Source organism: Parabacteroides sp. AF39-10AC, from assembly GCF_003635405.1.
In the GTDB taxonomy this organism is placed as follows: Bacteria; Bacteroidota; Bacteroidia; order Bacteroidales; family Tannerellaceae; genus Parabacteroides; species Parabacteroides distasonis.
The window spans coordinates 170,747-189,835 of sequence record NZ_QTLP01000005.1; the positions used below are offsets into that span (position 1 = coordinate 170,747).

The 19,089-nt window shown below is 47.7% G+C and carries 16 protein-coding genes; 5 read left to right on the plus strand and 11 right to left on the minus strand.

From position 1 onward, the window contains the following. Nucleotides 1-69: 69 nt before the first annotated feature. Nucleotides 70-2,691: an alanine--tRNA ligase gene (alaS, locus tag DW033_RS06385; RefSeq protein WP_122382559.1), complete on the minus strand. Its 2,622-nt coding sequence runs from the start codon at nucleotides 2,689-2,691 to the stop codon at nucleotides 70-72. Between the two features lie 98 nt (nucleotides 2,692-2,789). Between alaS and DW033_RS06390 the strand changes: the two genes are divergently transcribed. From DW033_RS06390 to DW033_RS06405, 4 genes are all read left to right on the plus strand, one after another. Then, a complete protein-coding gene (locus tag DW033_RS06390) occupies nucleotides 2,790-3,773 on the plus strand; it encodes a M23 family metallopeptidase (RefSeq protein WP_005861279.1) in 984 nt (327 codons plus the stop codon). Nucleotides 3,774-3,787: 14 nt separating this feature from the next. Beyond that, a complete protein-coding gene (locus DW033_RS06395; RefSeq protein ID WP_005861277.1) occupies nucleotides 3,788-4,144 on the plus strand; it encodes a MerR family transcriptional regulator in 357 nt (118 codons plus the stop codon). A 79-nt stretch (nucleotides 4,145-4,223) separates the two neighbouring features. Then, on the plus strand, nucleotides 4,224-4,625 hold the full coding sequence (locus DW033_RS06400) for a DUF3127 domain-containing protein (RefSeq protein ID WP_005866893.1): 402 nt from the start codon (nucleotides 4,224-4,226) through the stop codon (nucleotides 4,623-4,625). Nucleotides 4,626-4,631: 6 nt separating this feature from the next. Continuing rightward, nucleotides 4,632-5,582: a calcium/sodium antiporter gene (locus DW033_RS06405; RefSeq protein ID WP_005866891.1), complete on the plus strand. Its 951-nt coding sequence runs from the start codon at nucleotides 4,632-4,634 to the stop codon at nucleotides 5,580-5,582. 45 nt (nucleotides 5,583-5,627) lie between these two features. Here DW033_RS06405 and DW033_RS06410 read toward each other — a convergent pair whose 3' ends face one another. The 6 genes from DW033_RS06410 to DW033_RS06440 form a co-directional block, all read right to left on the minus strand. Then, nucleotides 5,628-7,913 carry a bifunctional (p)ppGpp synthetase/guanosine-3',5'-bis(diphosphate) 3'-pyrophosphohydrolase gene (locus tag DW033_RS06410; RefSeq protein ID WP_122382560.1) on the minus strand — a complete coding sequence of 762 codons (2,286 nt, stop codon included), beginning with the start codon at nucleotides 7,911-7,913 and terminating at the stop codon, nucleotides 5,628-5,630. 118 nt (nucleotides 7,914-8,031) lie between these two features. Continuing rightward, nucleotides 8,032-8,997 carry a radical SAM protein gene (locus tag DW033_RS06415; protein WP_005866887.1) on the minus strand — a complete coding sequence of 322 codons (966 nt, stop codon included), beginning with the start codon at nucleotides 8,995-8,997 and terminating at the stop codon, nucleotides 8,032-8,034. A gap of 119 nt (nucleotides 8,998-9,116) precedes the next feature. Continuing rightward, nucleotides 9,117-10,229, minus strand: coding sequence for a GTP-binding protein (locus DW033_RS06425; RefSeq protein ID WP_122382561.1), 1,113 nt, complete (start codon nucleotides 10,227-10,229; stop codon nucleotides 9,117-9,119). 26 nt (nucleotides 10,230-10,255) lie between these two features. Then, complete coding sequence (locus DW033_RS06430; RefSeq protein WP_005866878.1) at nucleotides 10,256-11,068, minus strand: MIP/aquaporin family protein; 813 nt, start codon at nucleotides 11,066-11,068, stop codon at nucleotides 10,256-10,258. A gap of 295 nt (nucleotides 11,069-11,363) precedes the next feature. Continuing rightward, the gene (locus tag DW033_RS06435; RefSeq protein ID WP_005866876.1) at nucleotides 11,364-11,699 is read right to left on the minus strand and encodes a helix-turn-helix transcriptional regulator; all 336 of its coding nucleotides are present in this window, start codon (nucleotides 11,697-11,699) and stop codon (nucleotides 11,364-11,366) included. Nucleotides 11,700-11,809: 110 nt separating this feature from the next. Continuing rightward, complete coding sequence (locus DW033_RS06440) at nucleotides 11,810-12,271, minus strand: Lrp/AsnC family transcriptional regulator (protein WP_005866874.1); 462 nt, start codon at nucleotides 12,269-12,271, stop codon at nucleotides 11,810-11,812. 181 nt (nucleotides 12,272-12,452) lie between these two features. Here DW033_RS06440 and DW033_RS06445 point away from each other — a divergent pair, with 181 nt between their 5' ends. Then, on the plus strand, nucleotides 12,453-13,739 hold the full coding sequence (locus DW033_RS06445) for an O-acetylhomoserine aminocarboxypropyltransferase/cysteine synthase family protein (protein WP_005866872.1): 1,287 nt from the start codon (nucleotides 12,453-12,455) through the stop codon (nucleotides 13,737-13,739). Between the two features lie 178 nt (nucleotides 13,740-13,917). Here DW033_RS06445 and DW033_RS06450 read toward each other — a convergent pair whose 3' ends face one another. From DW033_RS06450 to DW033_RS06465, 4 genes are read right to left on the minus strand one after another with little or no spacing between them, the layout of a single operon-like run. Beyond that, a complete protein-coding gene (locus tag DW033_RS06450) occupies nucleotides 13,918-15,189 on the minus strand; it encodes a PQQ-binding-like beta-propeller repeat protein (RefSeq protein ID WP_233554140.1) in 1,272 nt (423 codons plus the stop codon). Between the two features lie 28 nt (nucleotides 15,190-15,217). Beyond that, nucleotides 15,218-16,507, minus strand: coding sequence for a PQQ-binding-like beta-propeller repeat protein (locus tag DW033_RS06455; RefSeq protein ID WP_227804669.1), 1,290 nt, complete (start codon nucleotides 16,505-16,507; stop codon nucleotides 15,218-15,220). Nucleotides 16,508-16,539: 32 nt separating this feature from the next. After that, on the minus strand, nucleotides 16,540-17,811 hold the full coding sequence (locus DW033_RS06460; RefSeq protein WP_122382562.1) for a PQQ-binding-like beta-propeller repeat protein: 1,272 nt from the start codon (nucleotides 17,809-17,811) through the stop codon (nucleotides 16,540-16,542). Nucleotides 17,812-17,822: 11 nt separating this feature from the next. Next, the gene (locus DW033_RS06465) at nucleotides 17,823-19,085 is read right to left on the minus strand and encodes a glycosyltransferase family 4 protein (RefSeq protein WP_122382563.1); all 1,263 of its coding nucleotides are present in this window, start codon (nucleotides 19,083-19,085) and stop codon (nucleotides 17,823-17,825) included. Nucleotides 19,086-19,089 lie beyond the last annotated feature (4 nt).

Here is a 19,089-nt window from a genome sequence, read left to right on the forward strand (position 1 = left end):
AATTCTTATTCGATCCGAAGGAATCTATCATTGCGTCCGAAAGAAAAGTCAATTTCTTCCGAACCGATTTTACTGTACTCCAACAGCCTCTTTCACAGCGCCAACCGCAATGGAAAGGCCCTCCATGTTCTTACCGCCGGCCGTAGCGAAATGGGGTTGTCCACCACCACCGCCTTGGATATGCTTAGCGGCCTCTTTTACGATCTTACCGGCATGCAAGCCCTCTTTCACCAAATCATCGCTTAACATAAGCATGAGCGTGCATTTGTTATCATCAATGATACCGGCAACAAAGACAAAGCTATCGGTTGTCTCCGCCTTGATCTGGAAAGCCACGTTCTTCATAGCGTCCGCATTCGCCTTACCTACGAATTGCATAACCTTGATACCGTTGCTCTCCGAAACTTTCGCCACGATCTCTTCTTTCAAACGCATAGACTTCTCACGGATATAATCCTCAATCTGCTTCTTCATTTCGGCGTTCTCTTCGATAGACTTTTTCATCGCTTGCGCCAAGTTCGGCATATTGTTCATCAATGAACGCAATTCACGGATCAAATCTTGCTGAGCATAAACGAAATTCTCCGCTCCCTCGGCCGTAACCGCCTCTATACGACGAACACCGGCAGCGATAGAACTCTCGCCCACGATATGTAAAGAACCGATCATTCCAGTAGCCGGGATATGTGTACCACCACATAACTCCACGGAACTTCCATATTTCACGACGCGAACCTCGTCTCCATACTTCTCGCCAAACAGAGCCATAGCACCTAACGCCTTAGCTTCCGCTATCGGCATATTACGATGCTCTTCCAACGGAAAGTTCGCACGGATCTTCTGGCCGACCAAGATTTCCACTTTACGAATCTCCTCCTCCGTTACTTTCTGGAAATGAGAGAAGTCGAAACGAAGAGAACCCGGAGAGACATAAGAACCTTTCTGCTCTACATGCGTACCTAACACCTCACGCAACGCCTCATGCAAAAGGTGCGTAGCGGAGTGGTTGCACTCACACTGGATACGCTTTTTTTCGTTGATCTTCGCAGTAAAAGTAGCTGTCACATCTTTTGGTAGTTTCGCTACTAAATGAACCGGCAAATTATTCTCACGTTTCGTATCGATCACGTCGATCTTCTCGTCGTCGGCGATCAACCAACCCGTATCACCGACCTGTCCACCCATTTCCGCATAGAACGGGGTTTGATCCAGAACGATCTGATATAATACTTTATTCTTTTGTTTGATCTGACGATAACGCAAGATCTCTGCCTCGCATTCGAACAAATCATAACCCACGAACTTACATTCACCCTCTTTCAACGTGATCCAGTCGCCTGTCTCGATAGCGGCGGCGTTACGGGCACGCTCTTTCTGCTTCTGCATAGCCTTATTGAACTCCTCGATATCGGCTTCCATGCCGTTCTCGCGAAGAATCAATTCCGTCAAGTCCAACGGGAATCCGTAGGTATCATATAATGTAAAGGCATCTACGCCATTCAAGACCGTCTTGCCCGCAACCTTCGTCTCCTCCATTTTCTTATCCAGCAAACGGATACCGGTCTCCAAGGTACGAAGGAAAGATTCCTCCTCTTCCTTGATAACCTTCTCGATCAAGCTCTTCTGGGCGATCAATTCCGGATAAGCATCGCCCATCGTCTCGATCAATACAGGCAAAAGCTTATACATAAACGCTTCCTTGCGATCCAAGAACGTATAACCGTAACGAACGGCACGCCGCAAGATACGACGGATTACATAACCGGCCTTAGCGTTGGAAGGCAACTGTCCGTCCGTGATAGCGAAAGCGATCGTACGGATGTGATCGGCGATCACACGCATGGCGATATCTTGCTGTTTATCCGTACCGTAAGTCGTACCCGCCATTTCTGCGATTACTTTGATAATCGGTTGGAATACGTCCGTATCATAATTTGAGGTCTTACCCTGCAATGCCATACACAGACGCTCGAATCCCATACCGGTATCGATTACCTTAGCCGGCAGCGGTTCCAAAGAGCCGTCGGCCTTGCGGTTGAATTGCATGAACACAAGGTTCCAGATCTCGATTACCTGCGGATGATCCTTATTTACCATATCGGCACCGCTGACCGCCGCACGCTCCTCGTCCGAACGAAGGTCGATATGGATCTCGGAACAGGGACCGCAAGGACCCGTGTCCCCCATTTCCCAGAAGTTATCATGTTTGTTACCGTTCAGAATATGATCTTTCGGTAAATATTGCTCCCAATAACCAGCAGCTTCGTTATCACGATCTAAGCCTTCGGCAGGGCTTCCCTCGAATACGGTGGCATATAAACGCTCCGGATTCAGCTTCAATACCTCTACCAAGTATTCCCAAGCCCAGTTGATCGCCTCTTTCTTAAAATAATCTCCGAACGACCAGTTTCCGAGCATCTCAAACATCGTATGGTGATAGGTATCATGCCCTACCTCCTCTAAATCGTTATGCTTACCGCTAACACGAAGACATTTCTGAGAGTCCGCGACACGAGGATACTTACGGGGCACGTTGCCCAAGATAATATCTTTAAACTGATTCATTCCCGCGTTCGTAAACATCAACGTGGGGTCACCCTTTACCACCATTGGAGCGGAAGGCACGATCTGGTGTTCCTTAGAAGCGAAGAATTGCTTGAAGGATTCACGGATTTCTTTTGCTGTCAACATAATCTATTTATATAGTTCTCGTTAATATTCTGAAAAACAATTTGCAAAAGTACTGCAAATTATTATTTTTGCGTGCATTCAGATAACAAAAAATGTAGATGAAACTCTTTAAAAGTCGCAAAACATACTATTTATACAATCCGAACACACTCAATTATGAGCGTGTATACCCATCTAGCAAAGACCGGCTGTTCACCGTTCTCCGCCATTTAAGCACCGGAATAGCGTTCGGCGTAGCCACTTTTTTCGTCATGATGCATTTGGTGGACTCTCCGATGGAATCTCAGTTACGTAAGGAGAACCGCCTATTGCAAACTCAATACGAGGTACTTTCCCTTCGCTTAAATAACGCGTTGGACGTATTGGATGATATCCAACAGCGTGATGAGAATCTGTACCGGGCGATCTTCCAAGCCGAGTCCATCCCCGAGTCCGTTCGGAAAGCCGGGTTTGGAGGGACAAACCGTTACGAGCATCTGATGAGCCTGTCCAATCCGGAGCTTGTTGTCTCCACGACCCAAAAGATGGATATGCTACGTAAGCAATTATATATCCAATCCAATTCCTTGGAAGAACTGATCTCCCTAGGAAAGAACCAAGAAGAGAGAAGTAAATGTATCCCGGCGATCCAGCCGATTTCCAATAAGGATCTGCGTCGTACCGCTTCCGGCTATGGCGTACGTATCGACCCGATTTACCGTACACCTCGTTTCCATTCCGGAATGGATTTCTCGGCTAAAGTGGGAACGGAGATCTACGCGACAGGTAATGGCGTTGTCACTTTCGCCGCATGGAAACAGGGATACGGAAATTGTTTGATTATCGATCATGGCTACGGCTATCAGACTTTATACGGTCATATGAGTAAGTTCAAGAAACGTGTCGGACAAAAGGTTACTCGTGGAGAGGTGATTGGCGAGGTTGGAAATACCGGGAAATCTACCGGCCCTCACTTGCATTATGAGGTAATCGTACGAGGGAAGTATGATAACCCATCTAAATACTATTACATGGATCTCTCACCTGAGGAATACGACCGTATGATCCAGATTGCCGAGAATCATGGTCAGGTTATGGATTAAACTTCATTAGCAGTATGAGTCTAAAAAAGAATAAAGATCTCAAACTCTATTTTTCCATCAGCGAGGTGGCGCAGATGTTCGACGTGAACGAGTCCACCCTTCGCTTTTGGGAGAAGGAGTTCGATATCATCAATCCAAGGAAGACGAGCAAAGGTACCCGTTTTTATAAGCAGGAGGATATCGACGCAGTACGTCTCATCTACCATCTGGTTAAAGAGAGAGGGATGACCTTGGCCGGCGCACGGCAAAAACTGAAGGACAATAAAGAGACAACGATCCGGCAAGAAGAGATCGTAAACCGCCTGAAACAGATCAAAGAAGAGCTGTTAGCTATGAAAGACGCATTCGATGCTTTTGCCCCGAAAGTGTGATTATTCTGTTGATAAAACCAGAACAAAACCGTACCTTCGTCCCCAATTAAATAAAACATAAGCAAATAAAATACAAGACATGGAAATTACAGGAAAAATTATTCAAGTCCTACCGGAAGTAGGCGGTGTCAGCAAAGCCGGAAACGAATGGAAAAAACAAGAGTACGTATTAGAGACACACGATCAATATCCCAAGAAAGTATGCTTCCAGATATTCGGAGCGGATAAGATCGCTCAAGCGGCCATTCAGCCGGGCGAGGAATTGACAGTCTCTTTCGACATTGACAGCCGTGAGTACCAAGGCCGCTGGTTCACCAGTATCAACGCATGGAAAGTAGACCGTCCGATGGCGGCAGCTTCTCAAGCCGCTCCGATGGGAGTAACTCCGGATAATTTCGCTCCGGCTTCCGCTCCTACGGCTCCAGCCTCATCCGCTCCTGATTTCGGACCGGCCAATCCTATCGATGATTTGCCATTCTAAAGACTAATGGATATCGTATTACTAATTGGCGGTTTACTACTAATTTTAGTTGGGGCTAACGCCTTGACGGATGGTGCCGCCTCGGTAGCCAAACGCTTCAATATTTCCAGCTTAGTAATCGGGCTAACTATTGTGGCGTTTGGGACTTCCGCACCGGAATTAACGGTCAGTGTCGTATCTGCCTTGAAAGGAAGCTCAGATATCGCTATTGGTAATGTAGTAGGAAGCAATATATTTAACGCCTTGATGATTGTCGGCTGTACGGCCGCTATCGTACCGATCAGCGTCACGAAAGGTACGTTGAGCAAAGAGATCCCTCTTTGCGTGCTTGCCTCAATCGTATTATTTATTTGCGCGAATGACGTTTTGATCAACGGCGCATCGCAAAATAGTATCAGTAGTAGCGATGGAATGTTACTATTATGCTTCTTCGCCATTTTCCTTGGCTATACATTCGCGATCGCACATAATGGAGAGGAAAATGGAGAGAGCACGATTAAAATAATGCCCATTTGGAAAGCGAGTTTATTCATCATTGGAGGATTGGCCGGTTTGATTTACGGAGGACAATTTTTCGTGGATGGAGCTTCTGGTATCGCCCGTGGACTGGGTGTCAGCGAATCTATTATCGGTTTGACTTTAGTGGCCGGAGGAACCTCTCTTCCTGAGTTAGCGACTTCCGTCGTGGCCGCCTTAAAGAAGAACCCGGAGATGGCGATCGGAAACGTTATCGGTTCCAACCTCTTCAATATATTCTTCGTATTAGGTTGTAGCGCGACAATCACGCCGATGAACATACAAGGCATTACCAATCTGGATTTGGGCGTCATGATCGGTTCATGCGTATTGCTTTATATTTTTGGCCTTTTCTTCAAGAAACGGACCATCACTAGGCCGGAGGGAATCCTATTGATCGCTTGTTATATAGCTTATATAACTTATTTGATTGTCGGCTGATAAAGCTTTTATAAAACAAAAGTGTAGCGAAGCACTTCGCTACACTTAATCCGCTACACGTCCGACAGATTTAATATTCTGTATCTTCGACAAAGTCACGCACATTTTCTGGATATCTTCTACGTCATGAACTTTCATCTTTATCTTACCTTCGAACACGCCGTCTTTCGCCTCGATCAGCAAGCGCATGATGTTCACGTTGAAATCCTCGGAAATCGTTTTCGTGATCGTATTCAGTACGCCTATCGAGTCTATACCTTTCACCTCTAGCGTGGCCTCAAAAGAAGCGTTCATATGGCTGCTCCAAACCGTATTCAAGATACGTTCGCCAAAGCTACTTTTCAAGCGCATGGCGATCGGGCAGGAGCGTTTATGAACTACTACATTTCCATCATCATTGATAAAACCTAAAGAGTCATCTCCCGGAATCGGCTTACAACATTCCGCAATTACATAATTACGCTCAAAAGCCTCCTCTTTCAATAAATAAGGCTTTTTCTTATCATATTTAGGCTTCTCTTTCTTGGCTTCCTCCTCTTCGGGTTGTTTCACCTTCTTGGAAGCGACACCCAACGCCTGTTTCACATACTTAAACAAGACATTATCCGTCTTCTCCTTCAACAGCTTCTTTAAATTCTCGGGCAAAACCACATCCCCCTTCTCTACCGCATAAAAGAATTCCTCGCGTTTCGAGAATCCAAAGTACATGCCTAATTTATCCAGATTGGATGTACTCGCCTCAAGCTCCGAACGCTTGAAGGCATCAAGAACTTTTATCTCCCCATACTTAGCGACCTCTTTACGGACACGCTTTAATACGGCATCGATCTTCGCACGAGCCTTAGCGGTAGTCACGAAGTTCAACCACTCCGGTTGCGGCTCCTGAGAACGGGAAGTCAAGACCTCCACCTGATCTCCACTGGACAGCGGATGACTCAATGGCACCAAACGATGGTTTACCTTAGCGCCAATACATTTATTACCGATATCGGAGTGAAGCGCATAAGCGAAATCCAAGGCGGTAGCCCCTTGGGGCAATGTCTTTATATCTCCTTTCGGAGTGAAAACAAATATCTCGGAAGTAAATAAGTTCAGTTTGATCGTATCCAAGAAATCCAGCGCATTCGGGTCCGGACTCTCCAATATCTCGGTAATGGTTTGTATCCATTTATCCAATTCCGTATCCTCCTCCACGTTGGATTCCTTGTATTTCCAATGGGCAGCGAAGCCTTTCTCTGCGATATCATCCATACGGCGGCTACGTATCTGGATCTCTACCCATTGTCCATCCGGTCCCATAACGGTCAGATGAAGCGCTTGATAACCGTTCGCTTTCGGACGGCTCACCCAATCACGGATACGGTCGGGACGAATCCGGTAAATATCCGTAATAGCCGAGTAGATATCCCAACATTGGTTTTTCTCGTCCACACCGGGAAGCGGGTCAAAAATAATGCGGACCGCATAAATATCATAAATATCCTCGAAAGCGACACCCTTGCTTTCCATCTTATTCCAAATGGAATAGACCGATTTCACACGGGCACGCATCTCATACTGAAGTCCCATAGACTTCAGCTTCTCGTCCACAGGGGCGGCGAAATGCTCGAATAATTTATTACGGCTCTCTTCTGTCGCTTTCAACTTAGCGCTGATGAAATCGTATTCTTGCGGATGCTCATATTTAAAACTCAAATCCTCCAGTTCCGTCTTGATCGAGAAGAGACCCAGACGATGCGCCAGAGGAGCATACAAATAAAGAGTCTCACCCGCGATCTTAAATTGCTTGGCGGGAAGCATGGAACCCAAAGTCCTCATATTATGAAGACGGTCTGCGATCTTGATTAGAATTACCCGTATATCGTCACTCATAGTCAGCAGCAACTTACGGAAGTTCTCGGCTTGAGCCGAGGCCTGTTCCCCAAAAATGCCACCGGATATCTTTGTCAAGCCATCCACGATCTGGGCGATCTTGTCTCCGAACATATCCCGGATATCCTCCACCATATACTCGGTATCTTCCACGACATCATGCAATAACGCAGAGCAAATAGAGGTAGAGCCCAAACCCATCTCCCGGCATACGATACGAGCCACGGCGATAGGATGCATTATATAAGGTTCGCCGGAACGCCGTTTCACTCCGGCGTGCGCTTGATTAGCGAAATTAAAAGCTTTCGTGATTCGTTCGACCTTACGGCGGTGGTTTGACTTCAAATAATCGTTCAACAACGCATTGAACCCATCTTGTATCATCTGTTCGTCCGCAGAGAGAACGGACGCAGCCTCGCCCGTTTCTTTTATATCTTTTGTGTCCTTTGTATCGTCCATGGTTTTACACCTCCCATTTTTATACTGTATAGCCACAAATATATACAAATATTTGGAAGGAAACCCTAACAAAAGACAAAAATAGGATGCCTGCAACTTATTTACGCTTCTCCGGGAGTCAATAAGCAGATGAGACGTATCCAAACTCCCTCAATAAACTCCATGCTCCCTCCGGATTAAATCCCCGATTTTGTTCCGTATGGCTTTCTGTGTCACGAGGATTTGCCCCGACTTCAGCATACAATTGGTTCACGCCTGCCAGCATAGCTAATTTGATGGGTTCATGTACATTCATCGATCGAGATGGGTTGACTGCCAGATTGGATACAGCGACAATTTTCGTCAGCTCCAAGTCTGAAATTTGCCCTTTCTCATAAAGAGGAGTTCCTTTCACCGGAATCCGACGCATAGCGGCCATTACATCTATTTTCAAATCCTTGGCTCTTAGGATCTCTACTGCCAGCTCCTCATAAGAATGTTCCGGGCCTATGGGTTCTATACAATAATAAAGCTCCAGGCCAGCCTCTTTAATCGCTCGCATAGTCGCCTCCCGGTCTTCCGTTTTCGCCATCGTATCCTCACCCTCTCGCAAACGGTTGATATGATAGACACCAGTGAAACCGACCTCTTTCAATTTCAAGGCAGTATCCAAACCAAAATCACCGATATTAGCCACCATTTTTTGATCCTTTCTTAATAGTCCCCTCACAGACCGCCCCACAGAGATAAATTCCTCTATCGGATAGTTGGCTGTTGTCATCATGAAAAAGTCATCAAAATAAGACTTTTGCAGAAATTGCACTTCCTGACATATATCCTCCACCGATTTCTTCCATTTATCGTTCAATGAATAATGGGTAGCGGCCATAGAGCAAAAGTTACAATTAATCGGACAAGGCTCCGCATTAATCCCTATTTGCGTAAACACATATCCCCGGTTCCCGAACTTCCGCCGAGATAAGGCGTTCGAGGCCGCTAGCAAATCATAATATTCGCTACTAAAATTATTTATACGTAACAACTCTATGATCTCATCTTCCGATAAATCAATATTTCCAGCCTTAATCTTTTCTATCGCTTTCATTTATAATATATATTAAACAGACAATTAACACTCACCCCTATTTCCAATAAACACTTGTCAGAATAAACCTTCCATTCTATTTTCGTTCCTCCATAGATGTATACAACTTGAAGAAATCATCATTGATCTGATCGCGGATACGACGGAACTCGCTCATAACGATGGGTCGGGTTGGGACGACCGGGCTGCAAGAAACGCCAAGCCACGACCTCTTCCTCATACTTACCGTCTATCATACCGATCAACACCTCCCGGACCATCTGATCCAATAACTCAGGTGTAGTCTCAACCCGGGCATTAATGATCAACTTCAGATCTTCCCCCGCTCCGGCAGAGCCTCTCAACGATAAGGTATCCTGTTTCCCGGTCAGGTTGCCCACGGCGAAACGCTTACCATTCTCCGCGATCACTTTCACATGTCCTACGGCGCAACCCGCCTCATCGAACTTAACGGCAAAACCCTTCATCAGCGTTTTCAGGAAATCATCCCAATCATCACTCACGCCATGCAACTGAAGCGTCCCGTTCAACCAGCCCAACACAGCCTCGCCGTGGGCGTAGGTATCATAATCTATCTCCAATAAGCGCTTGCCCGCATCTTGGCGGCTCATCACGGCCTCGATCCATTTGTCCATGCCCTCACCGGTCTGGGCACTCGTCGATAAAACCGTCGCACCCGGAAACGCGTCCGATAAACGTTGTCTCAAGACCGCGGTCTCTTCCCGTTTCAACACATCCGACTTACTCAGCAAGATGATATCGCTTTCCTCCAATTGTTTCTTATAAATATAAGCGGCATCCGGATGCAACCCCCCATTCCCCCCATTCAAGATAGAGACCAAGCGATTCGGGTCCGCCAAGACCGTCAGCGGGGAAATCTTCAACTCCGTATTCCAATATTGCTTCAAAGGTTGCATGATCGTAGCCGACAAATCCGTGCAACTACCCACCGGCTCAGCGATAATCACGTCGGCCGAGGCTTCGGCACGAATCTCCTTGATCGCATCCGTGAATCCGTTAAAATTACAGCAGAAACAACTGCCACTTACCTCGGCAACCCGCAGATCCGACAACTTCAGCAACTCGCTGTCCACAAGTTCCGGAGCTTGGTCGTTCGTAATCAAACCTACACGCAGCCCTTTATTCATCAATCGCACGGCAGTTTCCCATAACAGTGTTGTTTTTCCCGCTCCCAAAAAACCTCCCACTAAGATCAATCTCGTTTGTTTCATATCCGTTTCGTTTATTATAATGATTACTATTTCTCGCACTCACACGAACCGTCTCCCTGCTTGATCAGCGGCTCTATCACATAGGTTAGCGCATAAGCCGCTACCGCCCCTCCCAAGATAGGGGCCAGAATATAGACAAAGAAGAAACCTCCGCAACAAGCATCCGGGAAAGCCACCTCACCCCAGCCCGCCAGCCAAGAGACCAAACGAGGACCAAAGTCGCGGGCAGGATTCAGCCCCGCCTGTGTCAATGGAGCGATCAAGCAAATGATGGAAGAGACCGACAGCCCGATAAACACCGGAGCCATCGTATCGCTCGGCCGTCCCACGTTACAACCTTCCGTCAAGGCGAAGATAAACATCACCAGCAAGAACGTGCCGAACCCCTCGGCAACCATCGCCAAAGGCATCGAGACAACCGCCATACTATCGCCGGGATTCGGATAGAACTCACCGAACATACGAGCTGTATCGATCGAGGCCTCCGTACCGCGCACGATGCCATGCGCCAGCTCATAAGCGGAAATTGTAGGCGCTAATAATCCATACAATACGGCTCCGGCGAGAAACGCCCCCGCAAACTGGGCCAATAGGTAAGAAAGCAGTTTATCGGCTTTCATCCGTTTACTCAGCACCATGGCCACTGTAACGGCCGGATTCAAATGCGCGCATGATAAATGCCGGGTTAAGTAAATAGCGAGCGTAACGCCAATCCCCCAAACCAACGCGATCTGGAATATGCTTCCATACTCTCCGAACAATACCGCTACGGCTACAGATCCGCAGCCAAATAGCGTCAAAACAAAAGTTCCAATCAGTTCTCCTACAAATGCTTTCATCTGGTATCTTATTTTTTCGTTAGATAATCGTGGTTTAAAAAATAAGTAACGCAAATATAAAAGACCTGTAGAAGCAAGAAACCTTAATGCTCCTTAAAACGAAAATAACGGGTATAATCACGAAATACACAAGAGAGGTTTTATGATCGTAAAACAACGAACAACTAATTCATAGTCAATAGATATAGTACTTGATTTTATTATATAATTCTAGACAAATAACGGTCTTCCCAGTATTGTTAAACGGTCATTAATTCGCAATAACACGAACAATAACACATAAGACATACCTCATTCAATCATCGCAGCACGTCTCCTTCTTTTTCACGCAATCCGCAAAGAAATTCGCGAACAACTGCCGGGCGATCTCCCAGTTTACCCGGTTGATACAATACTTCACCTTGGGAGTCTCTATCTCTCCTTGTATCAAGCCGGCATCTTTCAACTCCTTCAGATGCTGGGAAACGGTAGCCTTCGCTATCGGCAATTCCTCATGTATCGCCCCAAAATAACAGGCCTCCCGCTTTGCCAGAAAATGCAGGATAGCGACCCTAGCCGGATGTCCTAACGCCTTAGCGAAACGAGCGATCTGCTCCTCTTTAAGGGTATAATCATTCTTTTTATCTTCCATTTATCTCTTAATATTCATTTGTTGTACAAAGTACGGACATATTACCGGAAAAACAATCTTCGCAAGGAATCTTTAACAACATACGAAGACTTATCTGCCGGATCATCCCATCAGATATGGATGCCATACTCGTGTTTGACCTCATCCATCACGAAAGTGCTTCTCAGCGAGCCCAAGCTATCGATCGTTCCCAGCACGTTCAAGATAAATTCTTGATAGTGCTTCATATTGGGAGCGTGTATCTTGAGCAGATAGTCATAGTCGCCGGATATGTTATAGCACTCCGTGACCTCCGGGATATCTTGGATGATCCGGGTAAATTCCGACGCGATATCCTTGTTCAGCCGGGTCAGTCTCACGCTACAAAACACGACGAAACCTTGATTCAGCTTCTCCGCATCCAGTACGGCTATGTATTTTTTTATATAACCATTGCTCTCCAATCGTTTAAGCCGCTCAAACACGGGAGTCGACGATAGGCTTACCCGGGCGGCAAGTTCTTTGGTTGTCAGCCGGGAATTATCCTGCAAGATACGGAGGATCTGTAAATCTGTCTTATCCAAAGAGTCCATAGATAAATATTCTGTTACAAGGTTCTTTTTATCTTCCTTACAATCGTTACATTCTTATCAAGATCACAAAAATAGATTTATTTTCCATATTTTCAAAAGATATTGTTCGATATATCCCCATCATATACTTTTGCTGGAAAATAATTCAAGGACAAACAAACAATTAAAGCATAAGATCACAATGGAAACAAAGAATTTGCATTTCGAGACTTTACAACTTCATGTCGGACAAGAGCAAGCCGATCCAACAACAGATGCCCGTGCGGTACCCATCTACCAAACGACCTCCTACGTATTCCATAACTCGGCCCATGCCGCCGCTCGTTTCGGCCTGCAAGATCCGGGAAATATCTACGGACGGCTGACGAATCCCACGCAAAGCGTCTTCGAGCAACGCATTGCCGCCCTCGAAGGAGGCGTAGCCGCGTTAGCGGTAGCATCCGGGGCAGCGGCCATCACATACGCTTTCGAGAACATCACACGTGCGGGTGATCATATCGTAGCCGCCAAGACGATTTACGGAGGTAGCTATAATCTGCTGGCGCATACACTGCCGGCGTATGGCGTGACGACCACGTTCGTAGACCCGCACGATCTCTCGAACTTCGAGAATGCGATCCAAGGAAATACCAAAGCGGTCTTTATAGAGACCTTAGGCAATCCGAACTCGAATATCATCGATATAGAAGCGGTTGCAGCCATAGCGCATAAGCATCACATCCCATTGATCATAGATAATACCTTCGGAACGCCTTACCTGATCCGCCCGATCGAGCATGGAGCGGATATAGTGGTCCATTCGGCCACGAAGTTTATCGGTGGGCATGGAACCTCATTAGGGGGAGTTATCGTAGATTCCGGCAAGTTCGACTGGGCAGCTTCCGGCAAGTTCCCTCAACTGACCGAGCCAGACCCTAGCTATCACGGCATACGCTTCGTAGATGCCGCCGGCCCCGCCGCTTACGCCATCCGCATCCGTGCCGTATTGTTACGCGATACAGGAGCGGCAATCAGTCCGTTCAACACGTTTATATTACTGCAAGGCCTAGAGACACTTTCCTTGCGTGTGGAACGCCACGTGGCCAATGCTCTTAAGGTTGTGGGATTCCTGAAGAACCACCCGAAAGTAAAGAAGGTAAACCATCCGGCGCTAGCCGATCATCCGAACTACGATCTTTACCAGCGATATTTCCCGAACGGAGCAGGATCGATCTTCACGTTCGAGATACGGGGCGGGCAAGAGGAAGCGCACCGCTTTATCGATAATCTGGAGATATTCTCCCTGCTGGCGAACGTAGCGGACGTGAAATCGCTGGTTATCCATCCGGCTAGCACCACCCATTCGCAACTCAACGCCGAGGAACTGACGGAACAAGAAATCTATCCGGGCACGATTCGCCTTTCCGTCGGGACAGAACATATAGACGACCTGATCGCGGATCTGGAGCAAGCGCTCGCTAAAATATAGAGAAACCTTAGTCGTTTCCTCTAGGGAGTTTAACGTTTTTGTCTTGTCTCATCGATCATCCAACGGCTGTTAGAAGATCGTCCAACAGTTGGTGCATGATCATCCAACAGCTGGTGGACGATCATGCACCAGCCGTTAGAAGATCAATACATCAAGAAGAAAGCCCTAATACATTCTTTCATTTTACCTTATACGCCATCAAGGCGAACCCATGACGGATATATAGCACGCCATTCACGATAACCGGGTGCGCCCAATGCGGCCCCACGCCCTTCGTGATACGGAACTCGCTGACAATATCGAACTTCGCGGGATCGGGATTCACCAAAGCTACAGCCCCCCTACGCTCGTCATAGCAATACAGCATGCCATCAGCGGCGATGATAGAGCCTTTACCTTTGCCGCCCGTCCATGTGGTCTCATAGCCTTTAACACCCGTATTCCAATCGATTGCGCACCAATTTCCTTGGTTGTTATTGATCCAGTTGGAGCCATAGATCGTGCCGTTCACCTCTACATAGCCGCCATGGTGCGTATCCAGCACATCGGTGCGCCAAACAACGGAGACACTCTTCAAGTCATCGCTCAATTGAAGCATAACGCCATTGATGTTATATCCATGGCAGAAAAAGATCTTCCCATCCTTATACAACGGGGTGTTCGGGGCGATGTTGGCCCATTTGCCCTCTTTAGGCCCCCAATCAGCGAACGACCATTCCACCGTCCCGTTATCCGGGTTCACGCCAATCACATGCTTCGCCGTAGAGCCGATAATCTGGCGTTTCCCTTTATAGGATATCAATATCGGAGAGACATAAGCGCCCGTATCGCCAAACGATTCGGTCTTCCAGATCAATTCCCCCGTGTCCTTGTTAAGAGCGACCATCGTCGTCTGGTCGCCCGCAGGCGTATAAATCACCTTATCATCATATACCAAAGGACACTCGGAGGTTCCCCAGTTGCCAGTCTTCCGTCCATAGATATTGCCACCGTCCACTTTCCAGACGATCTTGCCATCCTTGATATCCAAGCAAACGATCTCACCGGAACCGCTGATCACATAAGCCTTGTCTCCATCGATAGCCGGCGTGGTGCGTGTCTCCGGATAGGTATCGCCCCAAGGCGCGCTATAGGCCACCTCATACACTTTCTTCCCGTCCAAGGTATAAGCGGAAAAGATCTCTTGGGTCTCATCCTCGTTCATTCCCGTGAGATACAGGCGATCGCCTACGATCACCGGACTGGAGTATCCCTTGCCGGCATCCATCGTTTCCCATAACAACTTAGGGCCTCCGGCGGGCCATTCTTTCAGCAAACCCGTTTCCGGATAAGTACCGCTTCGCTCCGGTCCCCTCCATCCGTACGGCGTCTGGGCGGTCGCTCCTACCCACGCGAAACATGCGAAAGCGATCCCCAGACCATACAATCTCATCTTTTGTACTGTAATCATACTCATTCTTTTTTTAGGTGATATTTTGTCATTTAATTTTGAAAGCCATCAACGCGTTCCCATGACGTATATAAAGCACTCCCTCATGGATAACAGGATGCGCCCAATGCGGGCCTACTCCCTTCGTGATCCGGAACTCACTCACTACGTCGAACTTTTCGGGGTTAGGGCGAATCAAGCCTACCGTTCCACGGCGCTCGTCATAACAATAAAGCATATCGTCCGCAGCGATGATAGAGCCTTTTCCCTTACCCCCCGGCCAAGGCGTGTCAAATTTAGTCTCGCCCGTGTTCCAATCCACGGCCACCCAGTTCCCGGAACCGTTATTGATCCAATTAGAGCCATAAATCACGCCATCCACCAACACAAAACCGCCGTGATGCGTATCGAGATCGTCGTTCCTCCATACCAGATCCGCTTTCGTAGCATCTACGTTCAAGCGGAGCATAAAAGAACCCATGTTATAACCGTTACAGACGAAAAGGCGCCCGTTATCATAAAGCGGGGTATTGGGGGCGATCGATTCAAATCCTTTCGCCAGATCTTCCGGAGACCGTCCCCAGTCACGGAAAGTCCACTCGATCTTGCCTGTTTCCGGATTCACCCCAAACACGCTCTTTCCGGTCACGCCCACGATCTTTATTTTACCGTTATTCATTACCAAGAGCGGAGAAGTATACGAACTGTGCTCACCCAAAGGCTCGCTTTTCCATACGGTCTCTCCCGTCTCCGCGTCCAAGGCCACCATTGTCGTCTGATTTCCACCCGGCGTATAAATAACCTTGTTATCGAAGACCAGCGGACACTCGGACGTGCCCCATTTTCCGGTCATACGCTCGAACTTCTTGCCTCCGTCCACTTTCCAGACGATCTTGCCGTCTGCCGTATCCAAGCAGACGATCTCGCCCGATCCGCTGATGACATAAGCCTTCCCGTTCTCGATCGTAGGCGTGGTACGGGTCTCCGGGTAGGTATCCGTCCAAGGTACACCATAAGCGGTTTGGTACAATTTCTTCCCGTCCAAGGAATAGGCGAAGAAAATCTCCTGCGTCCCTTCCTCATCCATACCCGTTATGTACAAACGGCCATCCACGATCACGGGGCTGGAATATCCCTTACCCAACTCCATGGTTTCCCATAATAACTCAGGTCCTTCCGAAGGCCACTCTTTCAACAAGCCATTCTCAAAATAAACGCCATCCCGCTCCGGTCCTCTCCAACCATACGGGGATTGCGCCGTCATGCTCACAGAAGCAAGACAAGCCATGGCGACACTCAGACCTCCCAATCTCATTTTCCGCATTCTTACCAGTCTCATTTTTATTCGATTTAGGTTATAATTAAGTTTTCCTATCCTTTTATCTTATAAGCCATCAACGCATTCCCGTGACGCACATACAATATTCCCCGATGAATAACCGGATGTGCCCAGAAAGCTCCTTCGCCTCTCGTGATACGAAAAAAGCTCACCAGATCGAACTTAGCGGGATTCACACGCACCAAACCGACCATCCCCCGGCGTTCATCAGAGCAATACAACATGCCATCAGCGGCGATGACAGAACCTTCGCCCACTCCCTTGCCCCAATTCATCTCAAACCTTGTCCGTCCGGTATTCCAATCGACAGCCATCCATTTCCCCAAGCCATTCCGTCCGTGGCTGGAACCGTAAATAATCCCATCCACCAAGACAAAGCAGCCATGATGAGGATCAAAGCCCTTATTGCGCCATAACAGCCTCACGCCAGACGCGTCCTCATTCAGTTGCAACATAAAGGCCCCCGCACCATATCCGTTCGCCGTAAAAATCCGTCCGTCCTTATAAAGCGGCGTGTTGGTAGGTACGATATACTGGCTGCCCTCCTTACCCAGATCGTCGAAAGTCCAATCGATCTGCCCATTTTCCGGATTCACCCCGACGATACGATTACCGGTCAGCGCCACGATCTTACGATGTCCATTATACGTAATCAATATAGGCGAGGCATAACCGCCCTCATCCTGTAGCGAACGGCTTTTCCAGATAGTCTTACCAGTCTCGGCATCCAAGGCTACGATCGTCGTTTCGTTTCCCGAGGGCGTATAAATCACCTTCTTGCCATCAATAACCAAGGGACATTCGGAAGTTCCCCACATTCCCGGCTGATGCCGAAAACTTTTCCCGCTTACCTTCCATACAATTTTCCCGTCGGTGATGTCCAAGCATACGACCTCCCCCGAACCACTAATCATAAAAGCTTTCTTCCCTACGATCATCGGTGTTGTCCGGGTCTCCGGATACGAGCCGCCCCAAACCGGGCTATACGCCACCTCATAGACCTTTTTACCGGTCAAGGTATATGCCGAGAAGATCTCCCGGGTCTCATCTTCATTCATTCCCGTTATATATAAACGATCGCCCACTATTACCGGACTGGTATGCCCTTTTCCCGCATCCAAGGCAGACCATAGCAACTCGGGGCCATCGGCCGGCCATACCTTCAGCAAACCCGTCTCTTCATAAATGCCATCCCGATGCGCACCTCGCCATCCATAAGGAGATTGGGCATACAAAACCCCGGTGGCGACAAAGGCCATACAGACAGAGGCGCAAAGAAGTTTTATTAGCTTTAATGTTTTCATTTTTTATCGAATTAAATTAGACATTGATACATATTTGATAATCTCTCCCCCAAAACCCAGTCATTATACCGGGAAGAAGACAGTAGAAGCGCATTCTCACGGCACTGCCTCAGCAAGACCTTATCCGTCAGTAAAGTCTCCAAAGCGGTAGCAAGGCAATCGCTATCATTCCATTCGTAAAGAATGCCGGCTTTATCCACAATCTCCGGGAAAGACCCGGTAGCGGGCTCCACCACAGGCCGCCCGGCGGCAAAAGCCTCACACAGATAAAGTCCGACTCCTTCCTCAAACCTCAATGGGACCGACAGGACACTAATCTCCCGATAGAACCGGGCGTGTTCTTCCATTCTGTACCCTTCATCTATCACCACATAATCTTGATAAGGATCGAGAATCTTCCTTATTTTTCGGAGAAAAGGCTTATCCTTTCCCGTATAGCCTCCTCCGATCCTCAAACGGAGATTCGGTACCGTATCCTTTTTCTTCAGCTTAACGAAAGCTTCCGCCAGCAGATCCAAACCGTTCTCCTCATTCATCCGGTAAAAAAAGCCGATAACCGGATCTTCCGGATAATCGAACGATCTATATTTATCCCAGTCTACTCCCGGATAAATCACCTCGATATCCCGCAATCCGGGAAGCCGCCGAATAAGAATCTCCTTATAGAAATGGCTGGTTGTCACGAAACGATCTATATAGCGGGAATTCTCCTCTATTCCCCGCCAAGCCTCCGGAATACAACGCTCGTCCAAATTATCAATCCATACCTCCTCATCTTGTACGGAACATACGATAGGCGTATCCAAATACCGCTTGATCTCTTTGGCGATACCAATCAACAAGGTGCTCGATAAATGAATGATATCCGGCTTCTCCCGATCTTTCACCCAGCAGATCAACTGATCCACCATATCCAAGAAAGCGGCATCCTTGCCGGTAATCATCGCTAACGTCATTTCTTCCAATCCTTCCGCCGAAGTGGAACCGGACAAGGAAGAAGCTACATTTAATAAGGTATCCGAACCAGTAATCCTTTTTAACCAATCCGGCATTTTCCGTTTACCAAAGAATTTTTGTGCCGTATAGAATGTCGTGGCAGGGAAAAACAAAGGAGTATCCGCTTGGAACGAGCGGTGTCTCAAAGGTAGATAAAGAGGCATCACGATCACCTCGTGACCGGCTTTCCGAAGAGCCGACGCCTGAAGGTTATCCCGGAAGCAGTTCCCGCAATAAAAAGAATCTCCCGAACCCGGAACTATAAACAATATCTTCATAAGC

Coding starts and splice junctions, on each gene's coding strand:
- DW033_RS06465 (WP_122382563.1), bottom strand. CDS start 19,085: ATGAAGATATTGTTTATAGTTCCGGGTTCGGGAGATTCTTTTTATTGC.
- DW033_RS06400 (WP_005866893.1), top strand. CDS start 4,224: ATGGAAATTACAGGAAAAATTATTCAAGTCCTACCGGAAGTAGGCGGT.
- DW033_RS06415 (WP_005866887.1), bottom strand. CDS start 8,997: ATGAAAGCGATAGAAAAGATTAAGGCTGGAAATATTGATTTATCGGAA.
- DW033_RS06425 (WP_122382561.1), bottom strand. CDS start 10,229: ATGAAACAAACGAGATTGATCTTAGTGGGAGGTTTTTTGGGAGCGGGA.
- DW033_RS06460 (WP_122382562.1), bottom strand. CDS start 17,811: ATGAAAACATTAAAGCTAATAAAACTTCTTTGCGCCTCTGTCTGTATG.
- alaS (WP_122382559.1), bottom strand. CDS start 2,691: ATGTTGACAGCAAAAGAAATCCGTGAATCCTTCAAGCAATTCTTCGCT.
- DW033_RS06395 (WP_005861277.1), top strand. CDS start 3,788: ATGAGTCTAAAAAAGAATAAAGATCTCAAACTCTATTTTTCCATCAGC.
- DW033_RS06430 (WP_005866878.1), bottom strand. CDS start 11,068: ATGAAAGCATTTGTAGGAGAACTGATTGGAACTTTTGTTTTGACGCTA.
- DW033_RS06450 (WP_233554140.1), bottom strand. CDS start 15,189: ATGATTACAGTACAAAAGATGAGATTGTATGGTCTGGGGATCGCTTTC.
- DW033_RS06390 (WP_005861279.1), top strand. CDS start 2,790: ATGAAACTCTTTAAAAGTCGCAAAACATACTATTTATACAATCCGAAC.
- DW033_RS06440 (WP_005866874.1), bottom strand. CDS start 12,271: ATGGACTCTTTGGATAAGACAGATTTACAGATCCTCCGTATCTTGCAG.
- DW033_RS06455 (WP_227804669.1), bottom strand. CDS start 16,507: ATGAGACTGGTAAGAATGCGGAAAATGAGATTGGGAGGTCTGAGTGTC.
- DW033_RS06435 (WP_005866876.1), bottom strand. CDS start 11,699: ATGGAAGATAAAAAGAATGATTATACCCTTAAAGAGGAGCAGATCGCT.
- DW033_RS06405 (WP_005866891.1), top strand. CDS start 4,632: ATGGATATCGTATTACTAATTGGCGGTTTACTACTAATTTTAGTTGGG.
- DW033_RS06410 (WP_122382560.1), bottom strand. CDS start 7,913: ATGGACGATACAAAGGACACAAAAGATATAAAAGAAACGGGCGAGGCT.
- DW033_RS06445 (WP_005866872.1), top strand. CDS start 12,453: ATGGAAACAAAGAATTTGCATTTCGAGACTTTACAACTTCATGTCGGA.